21 protein-coding genes and 1 pseudogene are annotated in these 21,700 nt (G+C 73.5%); 11 read left to right on the top strand and 11 right to left on the bottom strand.

The window, feature by feature from the left end; genetic code table 11:
• Positions 1–2: 2 nt before the first annotated feature.
• The 3 genes from IO33_RS0126515 to IO33_RS0126525 all read right to left on the bottom strand — a co-directional run bounded on the left by IO33_RS0126515 (position 3) and on the right by IO33_RS0126525 (position 4,352).
• Positions 3–791, bottom strand: a complete 789-nt coding sequence (locus IO33_RS0126515; protein WP_209438924.1) for an enoyl-CoA hydratase/isomerase family protein — start codon at positions 789–791, stop codon at positions 3–5.
• A complete protein-coding gene (locus tag IO33_RS0126520) occupies positions 788–3,007 on the bottom strand; it encodes an acetate--CoA ligase family protein (RefSeq protein ID WP_031169376.1) in 2,220 nt (739 codons plus the stop codon). Before IO33_RS0126520 ends, IO33_RS0126515 begins: the two co-directional genes overlap by 4 nt.
• Before the next feature lie 148 nt (positions 3,008–3,155).
• The gene (locus IO33_RS0126525) at positions 3,156–4,352 is read right to left on the bottom strand and encodes a flavin-containing monooxygenase (RefSeq protein WP_031169378.1); all 1,197 of its coding nucleotides are present in this window, start codon (positions 4,350–4,352) and stop codon (positions 3,156–3,158) included.
• A 159-nt stretch (positions 4,353–4,511) separates the two neighbouring features.
• Here IO33_RS0126525 and IO33_RS0126530 point away from each other — a divergent pair, with 159 nt between their 5' ends.
• From IO33_RS0126530 to IO33_RS0126545, 4 genes are all read left to right on the top strand, one after another.
• Complete coding sequence (locus IO33_RS0126530; protein WP_031169380.1) at positions 4,512–4,964, top strand: DoxX family membrane protein; 453 nt, start codon at positions 4,512–4,514, stop codon at positions 4,962–4,964.
• Positions 4,961–5,356: a Zn-ribbon domain-containing OB-fold protein gene (locus IO33_RS0126535; protein ID WP_031169381.1), complete on the top strand. Its 396-nt coding sequence runs from the start codon at positions 4,961–4,963 to the stop codon at positions 5,354–5,356. The genes IO33_RS0126530 and IO33_RS0126535 overlap by 4 nt, the downstream gene beginning before the upstream one ends.
• Before the next feature lie 71 nt (positions 5,357–5,427).
• On the top strand, positions 5,428–6,303 hold the full coding sequence (locus IO33_RS0126540) for a GNAT family N-acetyltransferase (protein ID WP_031169383.1): 876 nt from the start codon (positions 5,428–5,430) through the stop codon (positions 6,301–6,303).
• Positions 6,304–6,438: 135 nt separating this feature from the next.
• On the top strand, positions 6,439–6,936 hold the full coding sequence (locus IO33_RS0126545; protein WP_031169385.1) for a DUF1453 family protein: 498 nt from the start codon (positions 6,439–6,441) through the stop codon (positions 6,934–6,936).
• 73 nt (positions 6,937–7,009) lie between these two features.
• Here IO33_RS0126545 and IO33_RS0126550 read toward each other — a convergent pair whose 3' ends face one another.
• Complete coding sequence (locus tag IO33_RS0126550; protein WP_031169387.1) at positions 7,010–7,675, bottom strand: pyridoxine/pyridoxamine 5'-phosphate oxidase; 666 nt, start codon at positions 7,673–7,675, stop codon at positions 7,010–7,012.
• Between the two features lie 167 nt (positions 7,676–7,842).
• Here IO33_RS0126550 and IO33_RS0126555 point away from each other — a divergent pair, with 167 nt between their 5' ends.
• Positions 7,843–8,817: a CorA family divalent cation transporter gene (locus IO33_RS0126555; protein WP_245235894.1), complete on the top strand. Its 975-nt coding sequence runs from the start codon at positions 7,843–7,845 to the stop codon at positions 8,815–8,817.
• A 10-nt stretch (positions 8,818–8,827) separates the two neighbouring features.
• Here the strand turns inward: IO33_RS0126555 and IO33_RS0126560 are convergent, their stop codons facing one another.
• Positions 8,828–9,997: a thiolase C-terminal domain-containing protein gene (locus IO33_RS0126560; RefSeq protein ID WP_031169391.1), complete on the bottom strand. Its 1,170-nt coding sequence runs from the start codon at positions 9,995–9,997 to the stop codon at positions 8,828–8,830.
• A gap of 76 nt (positions 9,998–10,073) precedes the next feature.
• Here IO33_RS0126560 and IO33_RS0126565 point away from each other — a divergent pair, with 76 nt between their 5' ends.
• Positions 10,074–11,288: an acyl-CoA dehydrogenase family protein gene (locus IO33_RS0126565; RefSeq protein ID WP_031169393.1), complete on the top strand. Its 1,215-nt coding sequence runs from the start codon at positions 10,074–10,076 to the stop codon at positions 11,286–11,288.
• Positions 11,285–11,767, top strand: coding sequence for a nitroreductase family deazaflavin-dependent oxidoreductase (locus tag IO33_RS0126570; protein ID WP_031169395.1), 483 nt, complete (start codon positions 11,285–11,287; stop codon positions 11,765–11,767). Before IO33_RS0126565 ends, IO33_RS0126570 begins: the two co-directional genes overlap by 4 nt.
• 98 nt (positions 11,768–11,865) lie before the next feature.
• Here the strand turns inward: IO33_RS0126570 and IO33_RS0126575 are convergent, their stop codons facing one another.
• Positions 11,866–12,483, bottom strand: coding sequence for a LysE family translocator (locus tag IO33_RS0126575; RefSeq protein WP_031169397.1), 618 nt, complete (start codon positions 12,481–12,483; stop codon positions 11,866–11,868).
• Between the two features lie 82 nt (positions 12,484–12,565).
• Here IO33_RS0126575 and IO33_RS0126580 point away from each other — a divergent pair, with 82 nt between their 5' ends.
• Entirely contained in the window at positions 12,566–13,018 is a 453-nt protein-coding gene (locus IO33_RS0126580) for an Lrp/AsnC family transcriptional regulator (protein WP_031169399.1), read from the top strand.
• A gap of 99 nt (positions 13,019–13,117) precedes the next feature.
• Here IO33_RS0126580 and IO33_RS0126585 read toward each other — a convergent pair whose 3' ends face one another.
• Positions 13,118–13,753: a TetR family transcriptional regulator gene (locus tag IO33_RS0126585; RefSeq protein WP_031169401.1), complete on the bottom strand. Its 636-nt coding sequence runs from the start codon at positions 13,751–13,753 to the stop codon at positions 13,118–13,120.
• Positions 13,754–13,887: 134 nt separating this feature from the next.
• On the opposite strand from IO33_RS0126585, the gene kbpA reads away from it, so the two are divergent.
• Both kbpA and IO33_RS44515 read left to right on the top strand, forming a co-directional pair.
• Positions 13,888–14,640 (top strand): AfsK-binding protein KbpA, encoded by a 753-nt coding sequence (gene kbpA, locus IO33_RS0126590; protein ID WP_167349473.1) that lies wholly within the window; start codon positions 13,888–13,890, stop codon positions 14,638–14,640.
• A 178-nt stretch (positions 14,641–14,818) separates the two neighbouring features.
• A pseudogene (locus IO33_RS44515) lies at positions 14,819–17,151 on the top strand (outer membrane protein assembly factor BamB family protein).
• A gap of 176 nt (positions 17,152–17,327) precedes the next feature.
• Here the strand turns inward: IO33_RS44515 and IO33_RS0126600 are convergent.
• The 3 genes from IO33_RS0126600 to IO33_RS0126610 are packed head-to-tail and all read right to left on the bottom strand — an operon-like array spanning position 17,328 to position 19,673.
• Positions 17,328–18,113 carry an enoyl-CoA hydratase/isomerase family protein gene (locus tag IO33_RS0126600; RefSeq protein ID WP_031169404.1) on the bottom strand — a complete coding sequence of 262 codons (786 nt, stop codon included), beginning with the start codon at positions 18,111–18,113 and terminating at the stop codon, positions 17,328–17,330.
• The gene (locus tag IO33_RS0126605) at positions 18,098–18,508 is read right to left on the bottom strand and encodes a Zn-ribbon domain-containing OB-fold protein (protein WP_031169405.1); all 411 of its coding nucleotides are present in this window, start codon (positions 18,506–18,508) and stop codon (positions 18,098–18,100) included. The genes IO33_RS0126600 and IO33_RS0126605 overlap by 16 nt, the downstream gene beginning before the upstream one ends.
• A gap of 10 nt (positions 18,509–18,518) precedes the next feature.
• Positions 18,519–19,673 carry a lipid-transfer protein gene (locus IO33_RS0126610; RefSeq protein WP_031169406.1) on the bottom strand — a complete coding sequence of 385 codons (1,155 nt, stop codon included), beginning with the start codon at positions 19,671–19,673 and terminating at the stop codon, positions 18,519–18,521.
• Between the two features lie 94 nt (positions 19,674–19,767).
• On the opposite strand from IO33_RS0126610, the gene IO33_RS0126615 reads away from it, so the two are divergent.
• Positions 19,768–21,375 carry a FadD3 family acyl-CoA ligase gene (locus tag IO33_RS0126615; protein ID WP_209438925.1) on the top strand — a complete coding sequence of 536 codons (1,608 nt, stop codon included), beginning with the start codon at positions 19,768–19,770 and terminating at the stop codon, positions 21,373–21,375.
• A gap of 72 nt (positions 21,376–21,447) precedes the next feature.
• Here the strand turns inward: IO33_RS0126615 and afsS are convergent, their stop codons facing one another.
• The gene (gene afsS / locus IO33_RS0126620) at positions 21,448–21,639 is read right to left on the bottom strand and encodes a regulatory protein AfsS (RefSeq protein ID WP_031169409.1); all 192 of its coding nucleotides are present in this window, start codon (positions 21,637–21,639) and stop codon (positions 21,448–21,450) included.
• Positions 21,640–21,700: the final 61 nt, after the last annotated feature.

Below are 21,700 nucleotides of genomic sequence, written 5' to 3' on the forward strand. Positions count from 1 at the left end.
CCTCACCGCCCCCGGAACTCCGGGCCGCGCCGCTTTGCGAACGCCCTGAGCCCCTCTTGGGCGTCCTCGGTGGTCATGTTGATCTCCTGGGCCCAGGCCTCCGCCGCGAAGGCGGTCGCGCGGTCGCTGTCGAGGGAGGTGTTCACGAGGTGCTTGGTCAGGGCCAGGGCGCGGGTGGGGCCGGAGGCCAGACGTGCCGCCCACGCGCCGGCCGTCTTCTCCAGGTCGGCGTCGGGGACGACCCGGTTGACCAGGCCCAGACGCTCCGCGTCCGGTGCCGGGAGCGCGTCGCCGAGGAACATCAGCTCCTTCGCCCGCTGGGGGCCCAGCAGCCGGGGGAGCAGATAGGCGCCGCCGCCGTCCGGCACCAGCCCCCGGCGCACGAACACCTCGATGAAGCGGGCCGACTCGGCGGCCAGGACCAGGTCGCACGCGAACGCCAGATGCGCGCCCAGCCCCGCCGCCGTCCCGTTCACCGCGGCGATCACCGGCTTCTCGCAGTCCAGGACCGCCCCGATCAGGCGCTGGGCGCCCAGGCGGAGCACACGCGCCACATCGCCCGGCAGCCGGTCACCGTCCCCGCCCGCGCTCCTCAGGTCCGCTCCGGCGCAGAAGCCCCGGCCGGTGCCGGTCAGCACCACCGCGCGTACCCCCGGGTCCGCCGACGCCTCGGCCAGCAGGCCGGTCAACCGGTCCCGCAGCCCGGGGGTCAGCGCGTTGAGGGCCTCGGGGCGGTTCAGGGTGAGGTACGCGACCTGTGCGCGGACCTCGTGCGTGATCCCGGCGGTCATCGGCACACCACCAGCGCGTCCAGCGCGACCGCGCCCTGGCCCCGGGGCAGCACCAGCAGCGGGTTGATGTCCAGCTCCGCGATGTGGTCGCCGAGTTCCAGGGCCATGCGCTGCACCCGCAGGACCACCTCCACCAGCGCGTCCCGGTCGGCCGGCGGCCGGCCCCGGACGCCGTCCAGCAGCGCCCGGCCCCGGAGCTCCCCGAGCATGGCGCGGGCCTGGTCCTCGCCGAACGGGGGGACGCGTACGGCGGCGTCGTGCAGGACCTCCACCAGCACCCCGCCGAGTCCGGCCGTCACGGTCGGCCCGAACAGGTCGTCGTGGGTCACCCCGACGACCATCTCCACGCCCTGCCCGACCATCTGGCACACCAGGATCCCGTCCAGCTCGACCCCCTCGTAGCGGGCGATGTCGGTCAGTTCGCGGTAGGCGTCCCGGACCTGACTGGCCGAGGTCAGGCCGATCTTCACCAGGCCGAGTTCGGTCTTGTGGGCGATCCGGGCGCCGGACGCCTTCATCACCACCGGGTAGCCGACCTGCGCGGCGGCGCGTACGGCCGCCGCCGCGCTGGTCACCAGCTGTTCGCGCGGCACCCGGATGCCGTAGGCGCGCAGCAGCTGCTTGGCCGCGTGCTCGCTGAGCTGCTGGCCGGGGCGCATCAGGGCCTCGGCCTTGCGGAAGGAGGGGGACGGGGTGCGCGGGGCCTCGTCGAAGGGGGAGCGGTAGTCGCCGACGAAGGCGTGGTGGTCCAGCCAGGCGCGGACGGCGCGCAGACAGTTGCCCACCGTGCGGAAGGTGGCCACCCGGGAGGAGCCGAGCAGGACCTCGCGGTACGCGGCCTCGGTGCCGACCGGCGAGCCCCACACCACGCACACCAGCTTGTCCGTCTCCTCCGCCGCCTCGACCAGATCCGCCACGAGCCTGTCGCTCAGTGGCGGGAAGGGGCCGGTGATCGGGCAGATCAGCGCCCCGACCGACGGGTCGGCGAGAAGCGCGTCGATGATCTTCCGGCCGCGGTGGTCGCCGACCGGGTGCCCGCCGTTGTCCACCGGGTTGGCGACGCTCAGGTACTGCGGTATCCACTGGTGCAGCTCGGCCTGCTTGGCATCGGACAGCCGGGGGAGCCGCAGCCCGGCCGCCGTGGCCAGGTCGGCGGCGTGGGCGCCGGTGCCGCCGGAGATCGAGTAGACGGCGACCCCGTCCGCCAGCGGGGCCCGGGCCCGCGCCAACAGGGCGGCGGTGTCCTGGAGTTCGTCGAGGCCGTCGACCCGGACGACCCCGAACTGGCGCATCGCCGCGTCCACCACGTCGTCGGCGCCCGTGAGCTTGCCGGTGTGCGAGGCGGCCGTACGCGCGCCGGTCTCGGTGCGGCCGACCTTCACCGCGACGACCGGCACCTTGCGGCGGGCGGCGCGGTCGGCGGCCAGCAGGAAGGCACGGCCGTCCCTCAGCCCCTCCACGTAACAGGCGATGGCGCCGACCTCGGGCTGCTCGGCGAACCAGGAGAGGAAGTCGGCGGTCTCCAGGTCGGCCTCGTTGCCGGTGGGCGCCCAGTGGGAGAGCCGGATGCCCAGCTCCTGGAGGGCGAAGACGGGGCGGCCCTGGTGTCCGGACTGGGTGATGAGCGCGATCGCCGGGCCCGTCAGGTCGTCCCGGAAGTGCTCGAAGGCGTTGAGGTTGGTGTTGGGGCCGAGCAGCCGCAGGCCCGAGCGCCGCACGGCGTCCGCGAGCCGCCGCTGTGCCTCGGCGCCCGCCTCGCCGGTCTCGGCGAACCCGGAGGCGAAGGCGACCGCGAACTTCGCTTTGGCGTCCGCCAGTTCGCCGATCACCGGCAGCGGGTCGGCCACCAGCAGCACCGCCAGGTCGACCGGTCCGGGCAGGGCGGCGACGGAGGCGGCGCAGGGGATGCCGAAGACGGAGGGGCGGGTCGGGTGCACCGGATGCACCCGCGCGCCGACCCGCTCGGCCCACGCCAGCAGCTGCCGGGTGATCCCGGTGTTCGGCCGCCCCTCCGCGTCCGAGGCGCCGACCACGGCCACCGACTCGGGCCGGAAGAAGCGGGTGAGGTCGGGTACGTCGGTGTACAGCGGGCGTCCGCTGACGTCGAGGTCGTCGACCCGGTCGTGGACGGCGGGGCCGGGCCGCTGCTCGCCGCACGCGATGACCCGGGCCCGGCGGGAGTCGGTGGTGAGGGTGCCGTGGGTTGATCCAAGCATCGGTCCGCCCCGCTCCTGTGAGACAGCACAAGTAAACTGACGCTCTGTCAGATTACTGAACTGACGCATTGTCAGGAACGGGTCGGACCCGCAAAGTTACCGTCGGGTGCGGCACGCCGGCATCACCGCCGGCTGCGGTACGCGGGCATCACCGCCGGCTGCGCAGATGCCCGGCCGCCGCCTTCGCTATCTTCCCGGCGTCGAGCGCCATCTCGCGGAACATCCCGCTGATCGGGTTGGTGTACCCGGTGAAGTACAGGCCCGGCGCCTGCGCGGGCGTGCGGCCGCCGTGCACGACCGGCTTCCCGCGGTCGTCCAGCACCCCGAGATGGCCCACCAGGCCCTCCAGCGCCCGGGTGTACCCGGTCGCCGCGATCACCGCGTCCGGCTCGACGCGGCTGCCGTCGGCCAGGACGACCTTCCCCGGGCTCCCGCCCTCGAAGGACTCCACGGCGGCCACGATCTCCACCCTGCCCTTGCGCACGGCGTCGATCAGGCCGACGTCCTGCACCGGGATGGCACCCTGGCGCACCCTGCTGTACAGCCCGGTGTCCGGCCGGGGCAGCCCGTGGGCGGACAGGTCCGGCACGCCCACCTTCGCCTGGAGCCGGCACAGCCGGTCCACGAGCCCCACCGGCAGCCGCCGCACCAGCACGCCCGAGTACTGCGCGGGCCAGCCGAGGGTCGAGCGGCGCACCAGGTGCGGGACGGTGCGGACGGCCAGCCGCACCCGTGCCGCCCCGCCCTCCACCAGGTCCACGGCGATCTCGGCGCCGGTGTTGCCGACGCCGACGACCAGGACGTCCCGGCCGGCGTACGGCGCGGCGTTGCGGTAGTCGCCGGCGTGCAGGAACTCCCCGCCGTAGTCCGCCCGGCCCGGCCAGTCGGGCACGCGCGGGGTGTGGTTGTAGCCGGTGGCGACGACCACCGCGCTGCCGGTCAGCTCGCGTCCGCCGGAGGCGTGCAGCAGCCAGCCGGTGCCGTCCCCGGTCCGCTCGACGCGGAAGACCTCCACGCCGGTGACGATCTCCAGCTCATGGTGCTCGGCGTACTTCTCCAGGTAGCGCACCACGTCGTCCCGGGACACCCAGCGTCCGAACCTGCGGGGGATCTTCAGGCCCGGCAGGGCGGACAGCCGGCGGGTGGTGTGCAGGTGCAGACGGTCGTAGTGGCCGCGCCAGGAGGCGCCCAGCCGGTCGGCCTTGTCCAGGACCACGGCCCGTATGCCCCGGGCCCGCAGCGCGTGGGCGGCGGCCAGGCCGCCCGGACCGGCGCCGATGACATAGACCGGGCGGTCGGCGGGGGTGACGGAGAGCGGTACGGAAGCGGAACGGGAGTCGGCCATGCTCGGAGCGTAATCACGCACTCCGTTGATGGGTCTCGGTCAAGACCGGAATTGGTTGCGGATTGATCACGGGTGTAGGAGGAGTGGGTGGGGCCGGTGACGTAGAAGACCTGGTTGTGGAGGTGGGCATCGACCAGGAACTGACGTACCGTCAGATTCATGGACTCCCTATGGCTGGACGGCGCCCAGTGGCTGGCGGTGCTGCGGATCGGTCTCGGGCTGTGGTGGCTGGAGAGCTGGCGGCACAAGGACAAGAAGGCCTGGTTCGAACGGGGCAGCGGCATCGCATGGGCGGCGGACGTGGCGGCCGGACACCGCTGGACGGTGGTGCGGACGGGCTTCGAGGCGGTGGTGAAGCCACGCCCGAAGCTGATGGCGTACGTCGTCGCCTACGCCGAACTCTCCCTCGGCCTCGGCCTGGTCCTGGGCTTCCTGACCCCGGTGGCGCTGCTCGGCGGGCTGGTGCTGAACGCGGTCTACTTCGTCCTGATGATCCACGACTGGGCCGAGCAGGGCCAGAACTCGATGATGGCGCTGATCTCGCTGGCCGGCTTCTTCGGGATGGCGTGGCAGACCTGGTCGCTGGACGCCTGGCTGGGGTGGTTCGGATGAGCGCGGCGCGCCACGACATCCCGGAGCCCGACGCCTTCACCCGGCCCTACTGGGAGGCGGCCGCGCGGGGCCGGCTGCTGATCCGGCGTTGCGGGTCCTGCGGCCGGGCCCACCACTATCCCCGCGAGTTCTGCCCGTACTGCTGGAGCGAGGCGGTGACCTGGGAGGAGGCGAGCGGCCGGGCCGTGCTCTACACCTGGTCCACGGTCCACCGCAACGACCTTCCGCCCTTCGGCGACCGTACGCCCTACGTGGCCGCCGTGGTCGACCTGGCGGAGGGCCCGCGGATGATGACGCAGGTGGTGGACTGCGCGGGACAGGACCTGCGGGCCGGGCTGCCGCTGCGCGTGACCTTCGCGGACAGCAGGCCGGTGTTCCGGCCGGAGGGCTGAGCCCCCAAGGGCTGAGCTCCCGGAGGCAAAACCGGTGTTCCGCCCGGACGTTCCCGTCGATCATGGGCCGTATGCGCCCTGACAACTGGCATCTCACCGAAGACCTCGACGAGTTCCTCGCCCGCGCGGGCGACTTCCTGCGCTCCCGCCCCGCGCTGCACACGGTGCCGCTGACCGTGGCGGATGCGCTGCGCCGCCGCGGGCTGCACCTGTACGGCGAGGAGGCCCCACTCTTCGGCCTGCTGGAAGCGGACGACGGCACGGTACGGGCCGCCCTGCTCCACACCCCGCCGTTCCCCGTCCACGTCACCGCGCTCACCCCGCAGGAGGCCGACGCGCTGGCGGCCCGGTACGCGGAGCTGGGCCGCCAGCTCCCCGGAGTCTCCGCGCCGCAGGAGACGGCGGAGCACTTCGCGGCGGCCTGGCGGCGGCACACCGGAACGGCGGTCACCGCCGACAAGAGGCAACGGCTGTACCGGCTCGGCGAGTTGACCGAACCGGAGCCCCGGCCGCAGGGACGGGCGCGGACCGCCGCTCCGGCCGACCGGGATCTGCTGATCCGGTGGTTCGAGGAGTTCCAGGAGATCACCGGCGGAGTCGGCCAGGACGCGGGCAACTGGGCCGACGCCCGCATCTCCCACGGTGGCGTCACCTTCTGGGAAACCCACGACGGCAAGCCGCTCGCCATGGCCGGAGCCACCCCCGAGACGGCCGGCCAGGTCCGCATCGCCCCCGTCTACACCCCGGCGGCCCTGCGCGGGCGCGGATACGCGGGCGCGGCCACGGCCGAGGTGAGCCGGGCCGCGCGGGAGGCGGGCGTGGCGGAGGTCCTGCTCTTCACCGACCTCGCCAACCCGACGAGCAACGGCCTGTACCGGCGGATCGGGTACCGGCCGGTGGCGGACTTCTCGGTGTGGCGGTTCGCCGGCCCCGCCCTGGGCGGCTGAGCCGAGCGGGCCGGGGCTGGGGGCTGGGTGGGCGGCCTCCGGGCCACCGTCCCGCGGCCTGGCCCCCGCAACGCCCGCCATAATGATCGGCATGGCGGTGCCCCTGAACACGGGTGCCGCAAACGGGGAGTTGACATGCAGAACACGAACGGCGGGGCCGGCCTCGTCCTGGCGGTGGTGGTCGTCGGCCTGGTGGTCCGCCGGCAGCTGCGCACCCGTCCGGTACGGCACAACGGCTCGCTGATCGCACCGGCGGTCCTCGCCGTCCTGGGCGCCGTGGGGATCGCCTTCGGTGTCGCCTCGGTCGTCAAGGACCGCCCGCTGACCACGCTGCCCGTGGTGCTCCTGGTGGCCAGCCTGGCCGTCGCGGCGGTGTCGGGCGCGGTCAGGGCCCGGACCGTACGGGTCTGGCGCGGGCCCCGGGACGAGGTGCTGCGCAAGGGGACCGTGGCGACCACCGGGCTGTGGCTCGCCTCGGTGGCCGTGCACATCGGGCTGGCCCTGTGGATCGACCACGCGACGGGGACCGGGCTGCTGGGGACCGCGTCGCTGTACGCCTACCTGGCGATCGGCCTGGGCACGCAGAACCTCCTGGTCCGGGGGCGCGCCGCCGCGCTGCGTCCCCGGGGCTGAGGCCGGGCCCCGGCCCGCGGCGCGCCGGCGGTGACCACCGGCGCCGCGGCCGGTCCGGGTGAGCGGCCCGGCCTCACGGCCACAGCAGCCCCCTGCTCCAGCCGAACTCCGTCCTGCGGTACTCCAGGCGTACGTGCCGCCGCTCGGCGTCCCCCTGGAAGAACTCCACCGTCCGGGGGTGCAGCCGGTACAGGGTCCAGGTCGGGGACGGCTCGGCCGGGTTCTCGCGGGCCCGGTCCCAGGCCGTCCGCGACGCCCGCCGCAGCTCCTCCAGCGAGGACAGATCCTCGCTCTGCCGGCCGGTGAGCGCCGCGGCCAGCGCCCCCGTCGAGCGGGCGTGCAGATCCGCCTGGCTCTCCTGGACCGGAGCGGCCGTCACCGGCCCGCGCACCCGCACCTGGCGTCCCAGCACCGGCCAGTAGAAGGCCAGTGCCGCGTACGGGTGGGTGCCCAGGGCCCGGCCCTTGCGGCTGGAGCGGTGCGTGGCGAAGGACCAGCCGTCCGCGTCGGCGCCGTGCAGCATCACGATCCGTACGTCCGGCTCCCCCTGCCCGTCCACCGTGGCCAGCGACATCGTGTGCGGCTCCGGCTGTCCCGCCGCCACCGCGTCCGCGAACCAGCTGGTGAACAGGGGCAGCGGGGTCGGCGGGGCGGTGTCCGGGTCGAACGGGCGCAGGTCCGTGACGTCCGGGTCCCATACCCGCAGCGACCTCAGCAGTGCGTGGAGATCCGTTTCCATGTGCCGAGTATCTCCGCCCGGCCGCCCGCCGGTGCGGGCGCGCCCGGCCGGGCGAGGTCGTCCGTTCGGCGGCCGTCCCGCGACGCGCACGAGTGCCTCCGGATGCGCGGACCCCGGGGCGCGGGGAGGCTCGAAGCCACGGGCTTCGGGAGTGACGGTGAGGGGCGATGATCGTAACGGTGGTGTCGATGCCGGAAGGGACCATCACCCGCACGGATGTCTCGGAGGCGCGGGAGCGGCTGGCCGTCGACCACTTTCTGCTCGTCGACGTCGAGCTGCCGGCGCAGGCACCGGCACGGGAAACGCCGCTCGCCGATCAGCTGGGCCTGGACGCCGCGGACCTGGACTGGTTCGGCAGGCCGGGCGAGCCCGCGCGGGCGGAGTTCCTGGGGGACCGGGCCTCCTTCGTCGTGCCGGTGGTCCACGAGGACGACATCGCCCACCTCCACGTGGTGGTGACGGAGCGGTTCCTGGCCACCGCGCACCGGGGCCAGGCCGGGCTGGCGAAGAGCTTCGCCGCGGTGTTGCGGCACGAGCGGCCCGACGACACCGTGGCCGTGCTCTTCCTGCTGCTCCAGGAGGCCTTGACCACCTTCCGCCGGGCCGCCGTGCGGGCCCTGCTGCAGACGGAGGAACTGGAGGACGACATGTTCGAGTACCGGCGCCCCGAGCAGGTCTACCGGCTGGCGCGGCTGCGGCGGCGTTCCGCCCTCCTGCACCACGCTCTGCTGCCCTATCTCCAGGTGACCGACGAGATCATCACCCGGCGGATGATGAGCTCCACCTTCCCCGAGGAGCGGCAACGGCGTGCCCAGGAGTTCCAGGCCGCCGGAAGGCTGGTGCTCGCCGACATCGAGTCTCTCCAGGACGCCACCCGACGGGCCTTCAGCAGTTACTCCTCGCTCGTCGCGGGCGAGCAGAACGGCGTGATCAACCGGCTGGCGATCGTGTCGGTGATCTTCCTGCCGCTGTCGTTCCTGACCGGGTTCTTCGGCATGAACTTCACGTTCCTGACGAACAGACTGGAGACGAAGGACGAATTCTGGCTGCTCGCCGTGGGGCTGCAGGCGGTCGCCCTGATCGGCTCCGCCTACCTCCTGCACCGCACCCGTATCTGGCGCAGACTGCGGGACGACGACTGAAACGCGCCCGTCACCGGCCCAGCACCACCGTCCCCGAGGAGCAGAACCACCCGCCCGTCCCCGAGGCCACCCCCAGTCTCGGCAGCTGTCCGTCCCGGGCCCGCACCTGCCGCTCCCCGCCCTCGCCGCGCAGCTGCCGTACCGCCTCCACCAGCAGGAACAGCCCGCGCATACCGGGATGCTGGGCGGACAGCCCGCCCCCGTCGGTGTTCACCGGCAGGTCCCCGCCCCGCACCAGCAGCCGGCCCTTCTCCACGAACGCCCCGCCCTCGCCCTTCGCGCAGAAGCCCAGGTCCTCCAGGGTCACCAGGGTCATGTAGGTGAAGGCGTCGTAGATCTGCGCGAAGTCGATCTCGGCGGGGCGCACCCCGGCCCGGGCGAAGGCGAGGCGGCCGCTGACCGCCGCCGGGGACACCGTGAAGTCCCGCCACTCGGACATCGCCGCGTGCGAGACGTGCTCGCCGGTCCCGAGGATCCAGACCGGTGCCGTGCGGCAGTCCCGTACGTACTCCTCGGCCGCCAGCAGGACCGCCGCGCCGCCGTCCGAGCGCAGGCAGCAGTGCAGCCTGGTGAACGGATCGGCGATCACCGGGCCGGCGAGGACGTCGTCGACCGTGATCGGGTCGCGGAACATCGCCTCCGGGTTCAGTGCCGCGTTGGCCCTGGCCTGGACCGCCACCTGTGCCAGCTGCTCGACGGTCGTACCGTGCTCGATCATGTGGCGGCGGGCGGCCATCGCGTACTTGGCGATCAGGGTGTGGCCGTAGGGGACCTCGAACTGCAGGGGGCCGCGGGCGCCGAAGGAGAGGTCGCCCGTCCTGCGGCCCGCCCTGATGTCCGCCCGTGCCGTCGAGCCGTAGACGAGGAGGACGGCGTTCGCGTGGCCCGCCGCTATCGCGTCCGCCGCGTGCGCCGCCATGACCTCCCAGGTCGAGCCGCCGACCGAGGTGGAGTCCACCCAGGTGGGACGCAGGCCCAGATACTCGGCCACCTCGACCGGGGCCAGCGTGCCGAGGCCCGCGGAGGCGAATCCGTCCACCACCTCACGGCCGAGACCGGCGTCGGCCAGGGCACGGCGGGCCGCCTGCGCGTGCAGCGAGTACGGGGTGGCGTCGTCCACGCGTCCGCAGTCGGAGAGCGAGACACCCACCACGGCGACTTTCCGGCTTCCCGGAGTCATCACAGCCCACCTTCCCCTGTGCATATCGTTCCCGGACTCCTAATATGACGGCCCGTCAGATGCGGAGGGAAGAGCCATGGACACGCGCCTCACCGCCGAGCAGGTCGAGATCCGCCGCACCCTGCGCGAGCTGCTGCACAAGCGGTGCGGCCCGGCGGAGCTGCGGGCCGCCGTCGACAGCCCGGCCGGACACGACCCCCTGCTGTGGTCCGCCCTCGCCGACCAGCTCGGCCTGCCGGGACTCGCCCTGCCCGAGCGATACGGCGGTGTCGGCTGCTCGGTCACCGAACTGGCCCTGGCCTGCGAGGAGACCGGCCGCTGCCTCGCCCCCTGCCCGCTGCTCGCCACCGCCGTCCTCACCGCCCCGCTGCTCCTCGCGCTGGGCACACCGGCCCAGCGCGCCGAACTGCTGCCGGGCCTGGCCGCCGGCACCCGCACCGCCGCACTCGCCGTCCCCGGCCCCACGCTCACCACCGCCCTCGCCCTGACCGGCGACAACGGCGGCTTCGCCGCCGGCGGCGGACGGGCCGGCGGGGTCCAGGCCCGGCGCGCCGACGGCGACTGGCGGCTGTACGGGCAGGTCGACCAGGTGCTGGACGGGCACAGCGCGGATCTGCTGCTCGTCGCCGCGCACACCGGCGGCTTCGCCCGGTCCCGCACCCTGCTGTTCCTGGTGGCGGGGGACGCGTCCGGAGTCGTACGGATCCGGCAGACCGCGCTCGACGCCACCCGGCCGCAGGCGCGTGTGCAACTCCGCGACGTGCGGGCGGAGCTGCTCGGAGAAGAGGACGCGGACGTGCTGCCCGCCCTCGCCGCCCTGGGGGACTCGGCCGCCGCCGTGCTCGCCTGCGAGGCCGTCGGGGCGGCCGACCGGGTGCTGGAGCGGACCGTGGAGTACGTGCGGCAGCGCGAGCAGTTCGGGCGGCCCGTCGGGTCCTTCCAGGCGGTGAAGCACCGGTTGGCCGATGTGTACGTGGGGGTGCAGGCGGCGCGGTCGGCGGCCTATCACGCCGCGTGGGCCGCCGCCTGTGCCCCGGTCTCGCCGTCGGCGGCCTGCGGGTCGCCGGCCGGTGGCGGGCTCGCGCTCGCCCAGGCGCTGGAGGCGTTGCGGCTGGCCGCCGGCGAGGGGATCCAGCTGCACGGCGGGATCGGGTTCACCTGGGAGCACGACGCGCAGCTGTACTTCAAGCGGGCGGCCGGGGACGAGCTGCTGTTCGGGCCCGTGCACCGGCTGCGGGACCGGGCGGCCGAGGCCACCGGACTCTTCGCGGGCGGGGAGGTGGCGGTGTGACGGCCGGGCCCGGTGCGCGCCTCGTGCAGCGGGTGTCGTCCACCCGGACCTTCGCGCGGGTCGCCCCGCATGTGGTGCCGGCGCTCGACCGGGCCGTGCACCGGCTCACCGGGGGCCGGTTCCTGCTCAGTGCCCGGATGCTGCCCGGGGTGGTCCTCATCTCCACCGGCGCCCGCAGCGGACTGCCCCGCCGGACGCCGCTGGCCTGTGTGCCGCAGGAGGACGGCAGGAGCTGGATCCTGGTCGGCTCCAACTTCGGGCGGACCGGGCATCCCGCCTGGACCCACAACCTCCTGGCCCACCCCGAGGCGTCGATCAGCTGGAAGGGGCGGGACATCCCGGTCACCGCCCGGCTGCTGGCGGGGCAGGAGCGGGCGGCCGCCTGGCGGGCGGTCCTCGCGTTCTGGCCGCCGTACGCCGCGTACCAGGCCCGGGTGAGCAGGCAGATCCGGCTGTTCCGGATCACTGCGGCTCCCTGAGGGGCGCGGGGCTGTGTCGATCGGGCTCCGCCGTGCGGGCGCGACCGGCCGGGACGATGCCGCAGCCGCCCGACGTCACGTCGCGTCACCTGCTGCGGCTAGAGCGTGGCCAACCGCTCCACCAGCAAGAACGCCCCGATCCCCAGCATCGCCGCCCCCGATGTCCGCGTCACCGCACGAGCCGCGGCCGGCCTCGCGGAGAGCAGCGCACGCGCCAGCGTGCCGACCGTGAGGTAGACCACCGCGCAGCAGGCCATGTGGAGCAGGCCCATGGCCGCCGTCTGGGCGGCGACCGGCAGGTGGGTGCCGTGCAGGGTGAGGAACTGCGGGAGGACGGACAGGTACAGCAGCAGGCCCTTGGGGTTCAGGCCGCTGATCGTGGCGCCGCGCAGGAAGAGACCCCGGTCGTCGGCGGACCGCTCCGCCGCGCCCGGCACCGCCGGCCGGCGCAGCACCCCCCACCCCAGCCACAGCAGATACCCGGCACCCGCCACCGTCAGGGCCGTCAGCAGCCGGGGCGAGCCCGCCACCAGGACCGCGAGGCCCGCCGTCGCGAGGGCCGTGTGCAGGGCGTAACCGGAGACCAGGCCGGCGACCGCGCGCATGACGGGGCGCCCGCGCAGGGCCGCCGCGATGACATACCCCCAGTCGGCGCCCGGTACGCACACCAGCAGCAAGTCCACGGCGAGGAAGGAGAAGAGCAGTCCCGAGTCCATGTCGGCGACATTAGGCGTGAATGGCCCGAAAGTGTTCCCGAAGTTTGCCCACAGCCCGTCTGTCTGAGGGAAGATCTGCCTCATGGACGACGTAGACCGGAAAATCCTTGCCGAGCTGCAGCAGGATGGGCGGCTGACCGTGACCGAGCTGGCCGCGCGGGTGCGGCTCAGCGTCTCGCCCTGCCACCGGCGGCTGCGCGAGCTGGAGCGCTCCGGCGCCATCCAGGGCTACCGCGCGATCGTGGACGCGACCGCGCTCGGCCTGAACTTCGAGGCGCTGGTCTTCGTCTCCATGCGGCAGGAGGACCGGGACACGGTCGTCGAGTTCGAGCGGGCGGTCGGAGAGCTGGAGCACGTCCTCGACGCCCAGCGACTGTTCGGTGAGCCCGACTATCTGCTCCGGGTCGCGACCGCCGACCTCGCGGCCTTCCAGCGGCTGTACGACGAGCGGCTCGCGACCCTGCCCGGAGTGCAGCGGCTGACCTCGACCCTCGTGATGAAGCATGTCGTACAGGACCGTCCGCTGCCCGCGTGAAGGCGGCGCACAGCAGAGCGGGCGGCGGCTCACCACAGGTGAACCACCGCCCGCCAGACAGGACTTGGGGACCGGTAAAAGGGGTGCGCCGGGGCCGTGTTACCTGCTCGGCTTCTTCCCGGTCACGCCCAGGTGGACCAACAGGGCCAGGTTCGGCTTGAGTTCCGCCTGCTTCACGCCCCAGGACGAGAAGCCCTTCTGGTGCGCCGCCACCGCCGCGAGCATCGCGACCAGCGAACCGGCCACCGCCGCCGGATTCACGTCCTTGTCGACCCTGCCCTTGGACTGCAGCTCGGCGATGGCGTCGGAGAGGGAGTTGTTCACCGAGTTCAGAATCTTCATGCGGAGCTTGTAGAACCGTTTGTCCCCCTCGGCCGCGCCGAGGTCGACCACCCGCAGGATCGCGTCGTTCTTCCGCCAGAACTCCAGGAAGCCGTCCACGAGTTCCTGCGCGGTCTGCCATCCCGACTTCCCGGCCCAGGACCGGCCCTCGAGCAGTTCGGTCAATCCGGCGCCCTCGGCCGCCATTTGCTCGGCGATCTCCAGGACGGCGCCTTCGACGTCCGGGAAGTACTGGTAGAAGGTCGCGGGTGAAGTGCCCGCCTTCCGGGCGACATCGATGACCTTGACGTCCCGGTAGGGGGAGGAGCTGAGCATCTCGCTGAGGCAGTCGAGCAGCTTCTGCCGGGTCGCCTGCCCACGCCGGCCGGCCACGCGGCCGTCGACGGTACGCACTTGTCCTGTCATGCCGTCAGCTTACCGACGGGTGATCGGAGCGCGATTCGGCCGACTGCAAATGGGGTGCACGGGTGCGCTGAGGGTGGTGTGCCTGGTCTGCGGGGTGCCCGTGGCCCGGTTACTTTGACGACATGGCCGAAAACAGGGCATCCGGGAACGAAGAGGCGCAAGAGACCGGAGAGGTCTACGGGGAGGGCGTGCCGTGCTGGGTGGACGCCCAGCTCGCCGACGTCGAGGCCGGCAAGCGGTTCTACGGTGAGCTCTTCGGGTGGACCTTCGCGGACGCCTACGGCTCCTCGGTGTGGGCCCGGCTGACGGGGGAGCCCGTCGCCTCGCTGGCTCCCAAGATCGACGGCCGTATGCCCACCGTCTGGACGGTCTCCTTCGCCACCCCCGACGCCCGGGCGCTCGGCCGGCGGATCACCGAGGCCGGCGGGCAGGTGGTCATGGCCCCCTTCCCGGTGGGCGACCTGGGTGTCGCCGCCCTCGCCGCCGACCCCGAGGGCGCGGTCTTCGGGCTGTGGCAGGCGGGCAGCCACCACGGCTTCGGGCGGCGGCACGAGCCCGGCACCTTCGTCTGGGCCGAGCTCTACACCCGGGACACCGCCGGCGCCAACGCCTTCTACGGCGGCCTCTTCCACGACGCCCTCTTCGGCGAGGGGGCGGAGCCCGACTTCGGCCGCGCCCACGTCACCGAGGTCTTCCCGGCCGAGATGCCCCCGCACTTCCTCGCCCACTTCCGGGTGACGGACCTCGACGACGCCCTCGGGGCCGTACAGCGGCTCGGGGGCCGGGTGCAGGCGCCACCCTTTGAGACGTCGTACGGACGAGTGGCCGTCGTCACCGACAATCAGGGGGCGTCGTTCGCACTGCTGCAGCGCTGATCCGTCCGCTTTGGTCGGATTGATGGCGAGACACCCCTATTCTCACCGGGTTCGCAACCAGCCGCCCGGCCAGGAAGAATCGGGGTGCGTGCCGCCATGGCGGTGCGGTGGTGAGACGCTGCACTTCGGTCGCGTACATATGTGGATGGCGCGGCTCGTACGGGGAGGTGGCAGGCAAGTGGTGGATCAGCTGACACAGCACGATCCGCGGCGGATCGGGCCGTTCGAGGTGCTGGGCCGGCTGGGCGCCGGCGGCATGGGGCTGGTCTATCTCGCGCGCTCGGCGTCCGGCCGGCGCGTGGCGATCAAGACGGTGCGCACCGAGCTGGCCGAGGACCAGCTGTTCCGGGTCCGCTTCACCCGTGAGGTGGAGGCGGCCCGCGCGGTCTCCGGCTTCTACACGGCGGCCGTCGTCGACGCCGACCCGCGCGCCGCCGTGCCCTGGCTCGCGACCGCGTACGTCCCGGCGCCCTCCCTCGAAGAGATAGTGAACGACTGCGGGCCGCTCCCGGCCCAGGCCGTGCGCTGGCTGGCGGCGGGGGTGGCGGAGGCCCTGCAGTCCATCCACGGCGCGGGGCTGGTGCACCGCGACCTCAAGCCGTCCAACGTGCTCGTGGTCGAGGACGGCCCCCGGGTGATCGACTTCGGTATCGCCTCCGGAGTCTCGAACACCCGCCTGACCATGACGAACGTCGCCGTCGGTACCCCCGCCTACATGTCCCCCGAGCAGGCCAAGGACTCCCGCAGCGTCACCGGCGCCAGCGACGTCTTCTCGCTCGGCTCGATGCTGGTCTTCGCGGCCACCGGGCATCCGCCCTTCCACGGCGCCAACCCGGTCGAGACGGTGTTCATGCTGCTGCGCGAGGGCCCGGACCTCACCGGCCTGCCCGACGAGCTGCGCCCGCTCATCGAGGTCTGCATGCAGATGGAGGCCTCCGCCCGCCCCAGCCCCGCCGACCTGCAGGCCCAGCTGGCGCCGCATCTCTTCGGGTCCGGCTCCGACGACAGCGGCACCGCCTCCGCCTGGCTGCCCGAGAAGGCCGTCGCCCTCATCGAGGCCCGCCGCGGCGGCCGCCCCGCCGCCAAGGCCTCCCTGGCCCCGACCGGCGGGCCCAGGAGCGGCGGCCGCTCGGCCGTACCCCCGCCGCCCCCGTACGACCCGACACCGGCCCGGTCCGGCTGGCCGGCGCCCAGGTGCCCATCGGCCCCGGCCCGCGCGTCGCCGACGCCCGCGCCGCCGCCGTCAAGGCGCCGCCACCGGAGGCCGGCCTGGTCGCCAGCTGGTCCCGCCCGCGCACCGGTGTCGCCGGTGTCGCCGGCCCAGACCCTGCCGTAGGCCCTGCCGTACCGCCCGCCCCGGCCCAGCCCCCGGAGACGGCGAACGGCTGGCGGCCCTGGCGGTTCCGTATGTCCAACGAGGTCTGGGGCACCCCCGCCGTCGACGGCGACCTGGTCTACGTCACCTCCTTCGAGGTGCACGCCCTGGACGTGGGCACCGGCCGCCGCCGCTTCAAGACGCGGGACGTGGCCTGGTCGATGGCGGTGGCGGACGGCCGTATCCACGCCTCGGACGGCCCGACCCTGTTCGCCCTGGACGCCCGCGAGGGCACCGACCTGTGGCGGCTGTCCACGGACGCCTGGGTGTACTCCCTCAAGGCCGACCACGGCACGGTCGTCACCGGTACCCGCGGCGGCGGCGTGCAGGCCTGGGAGGCCGCGAACGGGCAGAAGCTGTGGGAGATCACCGGCTGTCAGACCGACTTCGAGTCCCCCGAGGCCGGCCCGCTCGTCCACGACGGCACGGTCTACGTCTGGCAGGACGCCCGGCTGCGCGCCCTGGAGGCCCGCACCGGTGAGGAACGCTGGTCGTACCCGGTCGGCGACGCCGCCTCCTGCGGCGGTGTGCCCGTCCGTCTCACGCCGGCGCCCGACGGCTACGTCTACGTCTCGGCGGGCACCCGCGTCCTCGCCGTCGAGGCGGCGAGCGGCATGGTCCGCTGGCACTTCGAGGCCCCCGCGGTCTTCCTCTGCCCGCCCGCCTTCACGCCCGGCCCGGCGGTGACCGGCGGCGGGGTGTACCTCGCCGACTACCTCGGCACGGTCTACGCCCTCGACGCCACCGACGGCCGGGACCGCTGGCGCATCGCCACCGAGGCCCGCTCCTCCGTGGAACCGGTGCTCGTGGCGGCCGGGCACGTCCATGTCGGCAGCGGCAAGGGCCTGTACACCCTGGACGCGGTCACCGGCACGCCCAAGTGGCGCTTCCAGGCGGGCGGTGACGTCGTGGGCGCGCCCGCGGTGGCCGAGGGCCGTATCCACTTCGGCTCGACGGACCATCTTCTGTACACGCTGAAGGCCGACGACGGCCGGCTCAGGTGGAAGCTGGCCACGGGGGGCGAGATCACCGGCTCCCCGGTCGTCAAGGACGGCGTGGTGTACGCGTGCAGCAAGGACCGGTGCGTGTACGCGCTGGACGCGGAGAAGGGGACGGGAACGGCACGCACCGCGTGAGGGGGTGTGCGACGGCCGTCGTACCGGTGTGTCACGGAAGGGCTCCAGACGGCGGCCGTCCAGGGCTGACGCTACCCCCGGCGCACCGCGGCCGCCACGCGGTGTCACCCACCCGGCACCCGCCCGGCCACCTTCGAGGCCGAGGCCGGTGCGGATCCCAGGGCCAGGCTCGCCGGCTAGCGCAGCCGGAACTCCCGCCGTCTCCCGGTGAACAGTTCCGTCTGCCGCGCGGGCGGCAGATTGCCGAGGGCGACCAGGTGCGGGGCCTGGGCGAACGCCTGCGCCAGGGCCGCCTCCCGGGCCGCCCACAGCGCCCGTACGGTCCCCTGCACCCCCTCCGGCGGGCAAGCGGCGACGGCGGTGGCGCAGCGCACGGCGGCCGCCACCGCCCCGCCCGGCTCGGTGACCTCCGTGACCAGGCCGATCTCGTGGGCCCGCCGGGCGGAGATCCGCTCGGCGGTGCCCATGAGCATCATCCGGGCCACCTCCCCGTACGGCATCCGCGCGGCCATCAGCATGGACTCGTAGGCGCTGACCATGCCGTACGTGGTGTGCGGATCGAAGAACTCGGCAGTCGGGTCGGCGACGACGAACTCGCTCTCGCCCAGCAGATAGAAGGCGCCCCCGCAGGCCATCCCGCGCACGGCGGCCACCACCGGCTTCCACAGGCCGTTCGCCTTGGGCCCGATCCGCAGCAGCGGATCGTCCTGCATGTACGGCGACGAGGGCTGCGGTACGACGGCGTCCCGGTCGATCCCGGTGCAGAACGCCCGCTCCCCGCTCCCGGTGAGCACGACGGCCCGCACGAAGTCGTCGAACCGCAACTCCCCCCACACCCGGACGAGTTCGCGCACCATCTCCAGATCGACGGCGTTGAGCCGCTCGGGCCGGTCCAGCGTGACGACGGCGACACCGCTGTCCCGGTCGGTGTCCACCCGCACGGTGCTCACGCCGGCACCCAGCGCGGCAGCCCGTCGTCGCCGAACACCACCCGCACCCGGGCGCCGATCCTGATGCGCCCCGGATCGACGGAGTCGAGGGGCGCCCCGGCGTGGCTGATCAGATTCCCGACCAGCCGGATGCGCGGATGCTCCTCCAGCTCCACCACGACGACGTTGTACGGCGCCTGCGCGGCGTAGTCGGGCAGCAGCGGCGGATGCGGCACGACGTAGGACCACACGCGCCCGCGCCCCGACACCGGCCGCCACTCGGCCGCGAAGGACTGGCAGTGCGGGCAGCAGGGCCGGGGCGGGAACCGCGGCTCACCGCAGTCCCCGCAGGCCTGGACGCGCAGTTCACCGCGGGCCGCGTACTCCCAGAAGGGCGCGCCGTCGGTGTCGGTGACGGGGGTCAGCATGATCGGCTCCTCAGTTCCGCAGCAGCAGGGCGGAGGTGGGCACGCCTTCCCCGGCGGTGACCAGGCAGGTGGCGGCGCCGGGTACCTGGGCGGTGCTGGTCCCGCGCAGTTGCCTCACGCCCTCGGTGATGAGGTTGAAGCCGTGCACATAGGCCTCGCTGAGCCCGCCGCCGCTGGTGTTGAGGGGCAGCCGGCCCCCGATCTCCAGGGCCCCCTGTTCGGTGAACGCCCCGCCCTCCCCTCGCCCGCAGAAGCCGTATCCCTCCAGGGAGAGCGGGATGAGCGCGGTGAAGGCGTCGTAGATCTGGGCCACGTCCACGTCGTCCGGGGTGAGGTCGGCGTGCTTCCACAGGTGGCGGGCGGCGGTCCAGGCCGGGCCGGTGAGGGGGTCGTCGTTCCAGTAGTTGACCATGCCGTGGTGCTGGGCGGGCAGTCCCTGGGCGGCGGAGTGGACGTAGACGGGTCTGTGGCGGCAGTCCCGGGCCCGTTCCCGGCCGACGACCACGCACGCGAGGGCCCCGTCCGTCTCCAGGCAGTTGTCGAAGAGGCAGAGCGGCTCGCTGATCCACCGGGAGGTCATGTACATCTCGCGGGTCAGCGGCCGTTCGTACATGACGGCGGCCGGATTCTGGTTGGCCCGGTTCCGGCAGGCGAGGGCGACGTTGAAGAGGTGGTCGCGGGTGGCGCCGTACTCGTGCAGGTAGCGGCGGGTGAGCATGGCGATCTCGTCGGCGGGCCGGAGCAGCCCGAAGGGCCGGGTCCACTGGGCGGGGGTGGGCAGCTGCACGGCGGTGTTCGTCCACGGCCGGGGCCCGCTGCCCCGTTTGCGGGACCGCCAGGCGACGCCGACGCTCGCCTGCCCGCAGGCGATGGCGGCGGCGAGGTGGGCGACGGTGGCGCAGGAGCCGCCCCCGCCGTACCCCGCCTTGCTGAAGAAGGTCAGGTCACCGAACCCGACGGCCTTCGCCAGCTCCACCTCGTCGGTCTCCTCCATGGTGTAGGAGGCGAGCCCGTCGACCTCGCCGGGTGCTATCCCCGCGTCGTCGAGCGCGGCCAGCACGGCCTGGCAGGCGAGCGTCTTCTCGTCCTGCGGAAGGTGCTTGGCGAACGCGGTCTGCCCGATCCCGACGATGGCGGTGGCGTCCTTGAGCCCGGTTCCTGCCATGGCTGTCACGGCATCCCCCCTCTCCTGACAGTACGTCAGATTACCGCTAATCTGACGGTCAGTCAGCTCTTTGGTTCCCGGCTGGGAGGCGGTCGTGGTCGAGTGGGACACCATCCCGGAACTGGTCCGCTGGTCGGCCGCGCGGTACGCGGACACCGAGGCCGTGGTCGACGGCCGCACGAGGATCACCTACGCCGAGCTGGGCACCCGCGTCGAACGCGCGGCGGCGGCCTGCCTGGCGAGCGGGGTGGAGGCCGGTGACCGGGTGGCGGTGTGGGCGCCCAACTCCCTGGACTGGATGGTGGCGGCCCTCGGGGCGGTGACGGCGGGCGCGGTCCTGGTCCCGCTCAACACCCGCTTCAAGGGGGCGGAGGCGGCGGACGTACTGCGCCGCAGCGGGACCAGGCTGCTCTTCGTCACGGGCACGTTCCTGGGCACGTCGTACGTGGCGAGCCTGCGCCGGGCGGCGGGGGAGGGGGCGCCGGGGGCGGCGGACGGCCGGGGCCCGCTGCCCGGCCTGCCCGCGCTGGAGGAGGTGGTGGTCCTGGCGGAGGACGCGCCGTGCGACTTCCGGACGTGGAAGGACTTCCTGGCGGGCGGCGAGGGGGTGGACGGTGCCGGGGTGCGGCGGCGCGCGGGGGAGCTGACGGGCGGGGCCGTGTCGGACATCGTCTACACGTCCGGTACGACGGGCCGTCCCAAGGGCGCGGTGATCACCCACGCGCAGACCCTGCGGGCGTACGCGATCTGGGCGGACCTGGCGGGCCTGCGCCCCACGGACCGCTACCTCATCGTCAACCCCTTCTTCCACACCTTCGGCTACAAGGCCGGGGTGATCGCCTGCCTGATGCGCGGGGCGACGATGGTCCCGCAGCCGGTGTTCAGCGTGGAGACGGCGCTGGCGAACATAGCGGCGGAACGGATCTCGGTCCTGCCGGGCCCCCCGACCCTGCACCAGTCGCTGCTGGACCACCCGGCGCGGGACGCCCACGATCTGTCGGCGCTGCGGCTGGTGGTGACGGGGGCGGCGGTGGTGCCGTTGCGGCTGGTGGAACGCCTGTGCGGCGAACTCGGGGTGGGCACGGTCCTGACGGCGTACGGCCTGTCCGAGGCGAGCGGCATCGTCACGATGTGCCGGCGCGGCGACGACCCGTCGCTGATCGCGTCCTCCTCCGGCCGTGCCATCCCGGGCACGCAGGTGAGGGTCGTGGACGCCTCCGGGGCCCCGGTACCGGCCGGCACCCCGGGCGAGGTCCTGGTCCGCGGGTTCAACGTGATGCGCGGCTACTTCCAGGACGACGCGGCGACCTCCCAGGTGATCTCCGCGGACGGCTGGCTGAGCACGGGCGACGTGGGCGTCCTGGACCCCTCGGGGAACCTGCGCATCACCGACCGCATCAAGGACATGTTCATCGTCGGCGGCTTCAACGCCTACCCGGCGGAGATAGAGCAGCTGCTGGGCCTTCACCCGGATGTCCGGGAGGCGGCCGTGATCGGCGTCCCCGACCCCCGCCTCGGCGAGGTCGCCAAGGCCTTCGTCGTCCGCCGCCCCGGTTCGCCCCTCACCGCCGACGACCTGATCGCCTGGTCCCGGCGCGAGATGGCGAACTACAAGGTGCCCAGGGCGGTGGAGTTCGTGCGCGAGCTGCCGCGCAACGCGAGCGGGAAGGTGGTGAAGGGGGTTCTGCGCGGGAGGGGGTGAGGTCCGCACACGCCTCGGCCGCGGCGGCTCCCCCTCGGTGCCGCCGCGGCCGGTCCCCCGTCGGAGGGTGGGCTACTTCCCGTTCAGGTCCAGCGCCGGCGGTGCCGGCATGTGGCTGTCCATCGTGGTGATCGTCTCGTCCTTCGGCGGAGCCGGCATGTGGCTGTCGAGGGTCGTGACGGCGCCGTCCTTCGGCGGAGCCGGCATGTGGCTGTCGAGGGTGGTGACCTCGGCCGCGATCTCGGGCTCTTCGGTGTTGCTCATGAAAACTCCCCTGTGCCAGAGCTGAGGGGAACGCCCGTTCGGCAACTCCCCCGCGAGCTGT

The organism is Streptomyces durhamensis, from assembly GCF_000725475.1.
GTDB lineage: Bacteria > Actinomycetota > Actinomycetes > Streptomycetales > Streptomycetaceae > Streptomyces > Streptomyces filipinensis.

Coding starts and splice junctions, on each gene's coding strand:
- IO33_RS0126515 (WP_209438924.1), bottom strand. CDS start 791: ATGACCGCCGGGATCACGCACGAGGTCCGCGCACAGGTCGCGTACCTC.
- IO33_RS0126520 (WP_031169376.1), bottom strand. CDS start 3,007: ATGCTTGGATCAACCCACGGCACCCTCACCACCGACTCCCGCCGGGCC.
- IO33_RS0126525 (WP_031169378.1), bottom strand. CDS start 4,352: ATGGCCGACTCCCGTTCCGCTTCCGTACCGCTCTCCGTCACCCCCGCC.
- IO33_RS0126530 (WP_031169380.1), top strand. CDS start 4,512: ATGGACTCCCTATGGCTGGACGGCGCCCAGTGGCTGGCGGTGCTGCGG.
- IO33_RS0126535 (WP_031169381.1), top strand. CDS start 4,961: ATGAGCGCGGCGCGCCACGACATCCCGGAGCCCGACGCCTTCACCCGG.
- IO33_RS0126540 (WP_031169383.1), top strand. CDS start 5,428: ATGCGCCCTGACAACTGGCATCTCACCGAAGACCTCGACGAGTTCCTC.
- IO33_RS0126545 (WP_031169385.1), top strand. CDS start 6,439: ATGCAGAACACGAACGGCGGGGCCGGCCTCGTCCTGGCGGTGGTGGTC.
- IO33_RS0126550 (WP_031169387.1), bottom strand. CDS start 7,675: ATGGAAACGGATCTCCACGCACTGCTGAGGTCGCTGCGGGTATGGGAC.
- IO33_RS0126555 (WP_245235894.1), top strand. CDS start 7,843: ATGATCGTAACGGTGGTGTCGATGCCGGAAGGGACCATCACCCGCACG.
- IO33_RS0126560 (WP_031169391.1), bottom strand. CDS start 9,997: ATGACTCCGGGAAGCCGGAAAGTCGCCGTGGTGGGTGTCTCGCTCTCC.
- IO33_RS0126565 (WP_031169393.1), top strand. CDS start 10,074: ATGGACACGCGCCTCACCGCCGAGCAGGTCGAGATCCGCCGCACCCTG.
- IO33_RS0126575 (WP_031169397.1), bottom strand. CDS start 12,483: ATGGACTCGGGACTGCTCTTCTCCTTCCTCGCCGTGGACTTGCTGCTG.
- IO33_RS0126580 (WP_031169399.1), top strand. CDS start 12,566: ATGGACGACGTAGACCGGAAAATCCTTGCCGAGCTGCAGCAGGATGGG.
- kbpA (WP_167349473.1), top strand. CDS start 13,888: ATGGCCGAAAACAGGGCATCCGGGAACGAAGAGGCGCAAGAGACCGGA.
- IO33_RS0126605 (WP_031169405.1), bottom strand. CDS start 18,508: ATGCTGACCCCCGTCACCGACACCGACGGCGCGCCCTTCTGGGAGTAC.
- IO33_RS0126610 (WP_031169406.1), bottom strand. CDS start 19,673: ATGGCAGGAACCGGGCTCAAGGACGCCACCGCCATCGTCGGGATCGGG.
- afsS (WP_031169409.1), bottom strand. CDS start 21,639: ATGAGCAACACCGAAGAGCCCGAGATCGCGGCCGAGGTCACCACCCTC.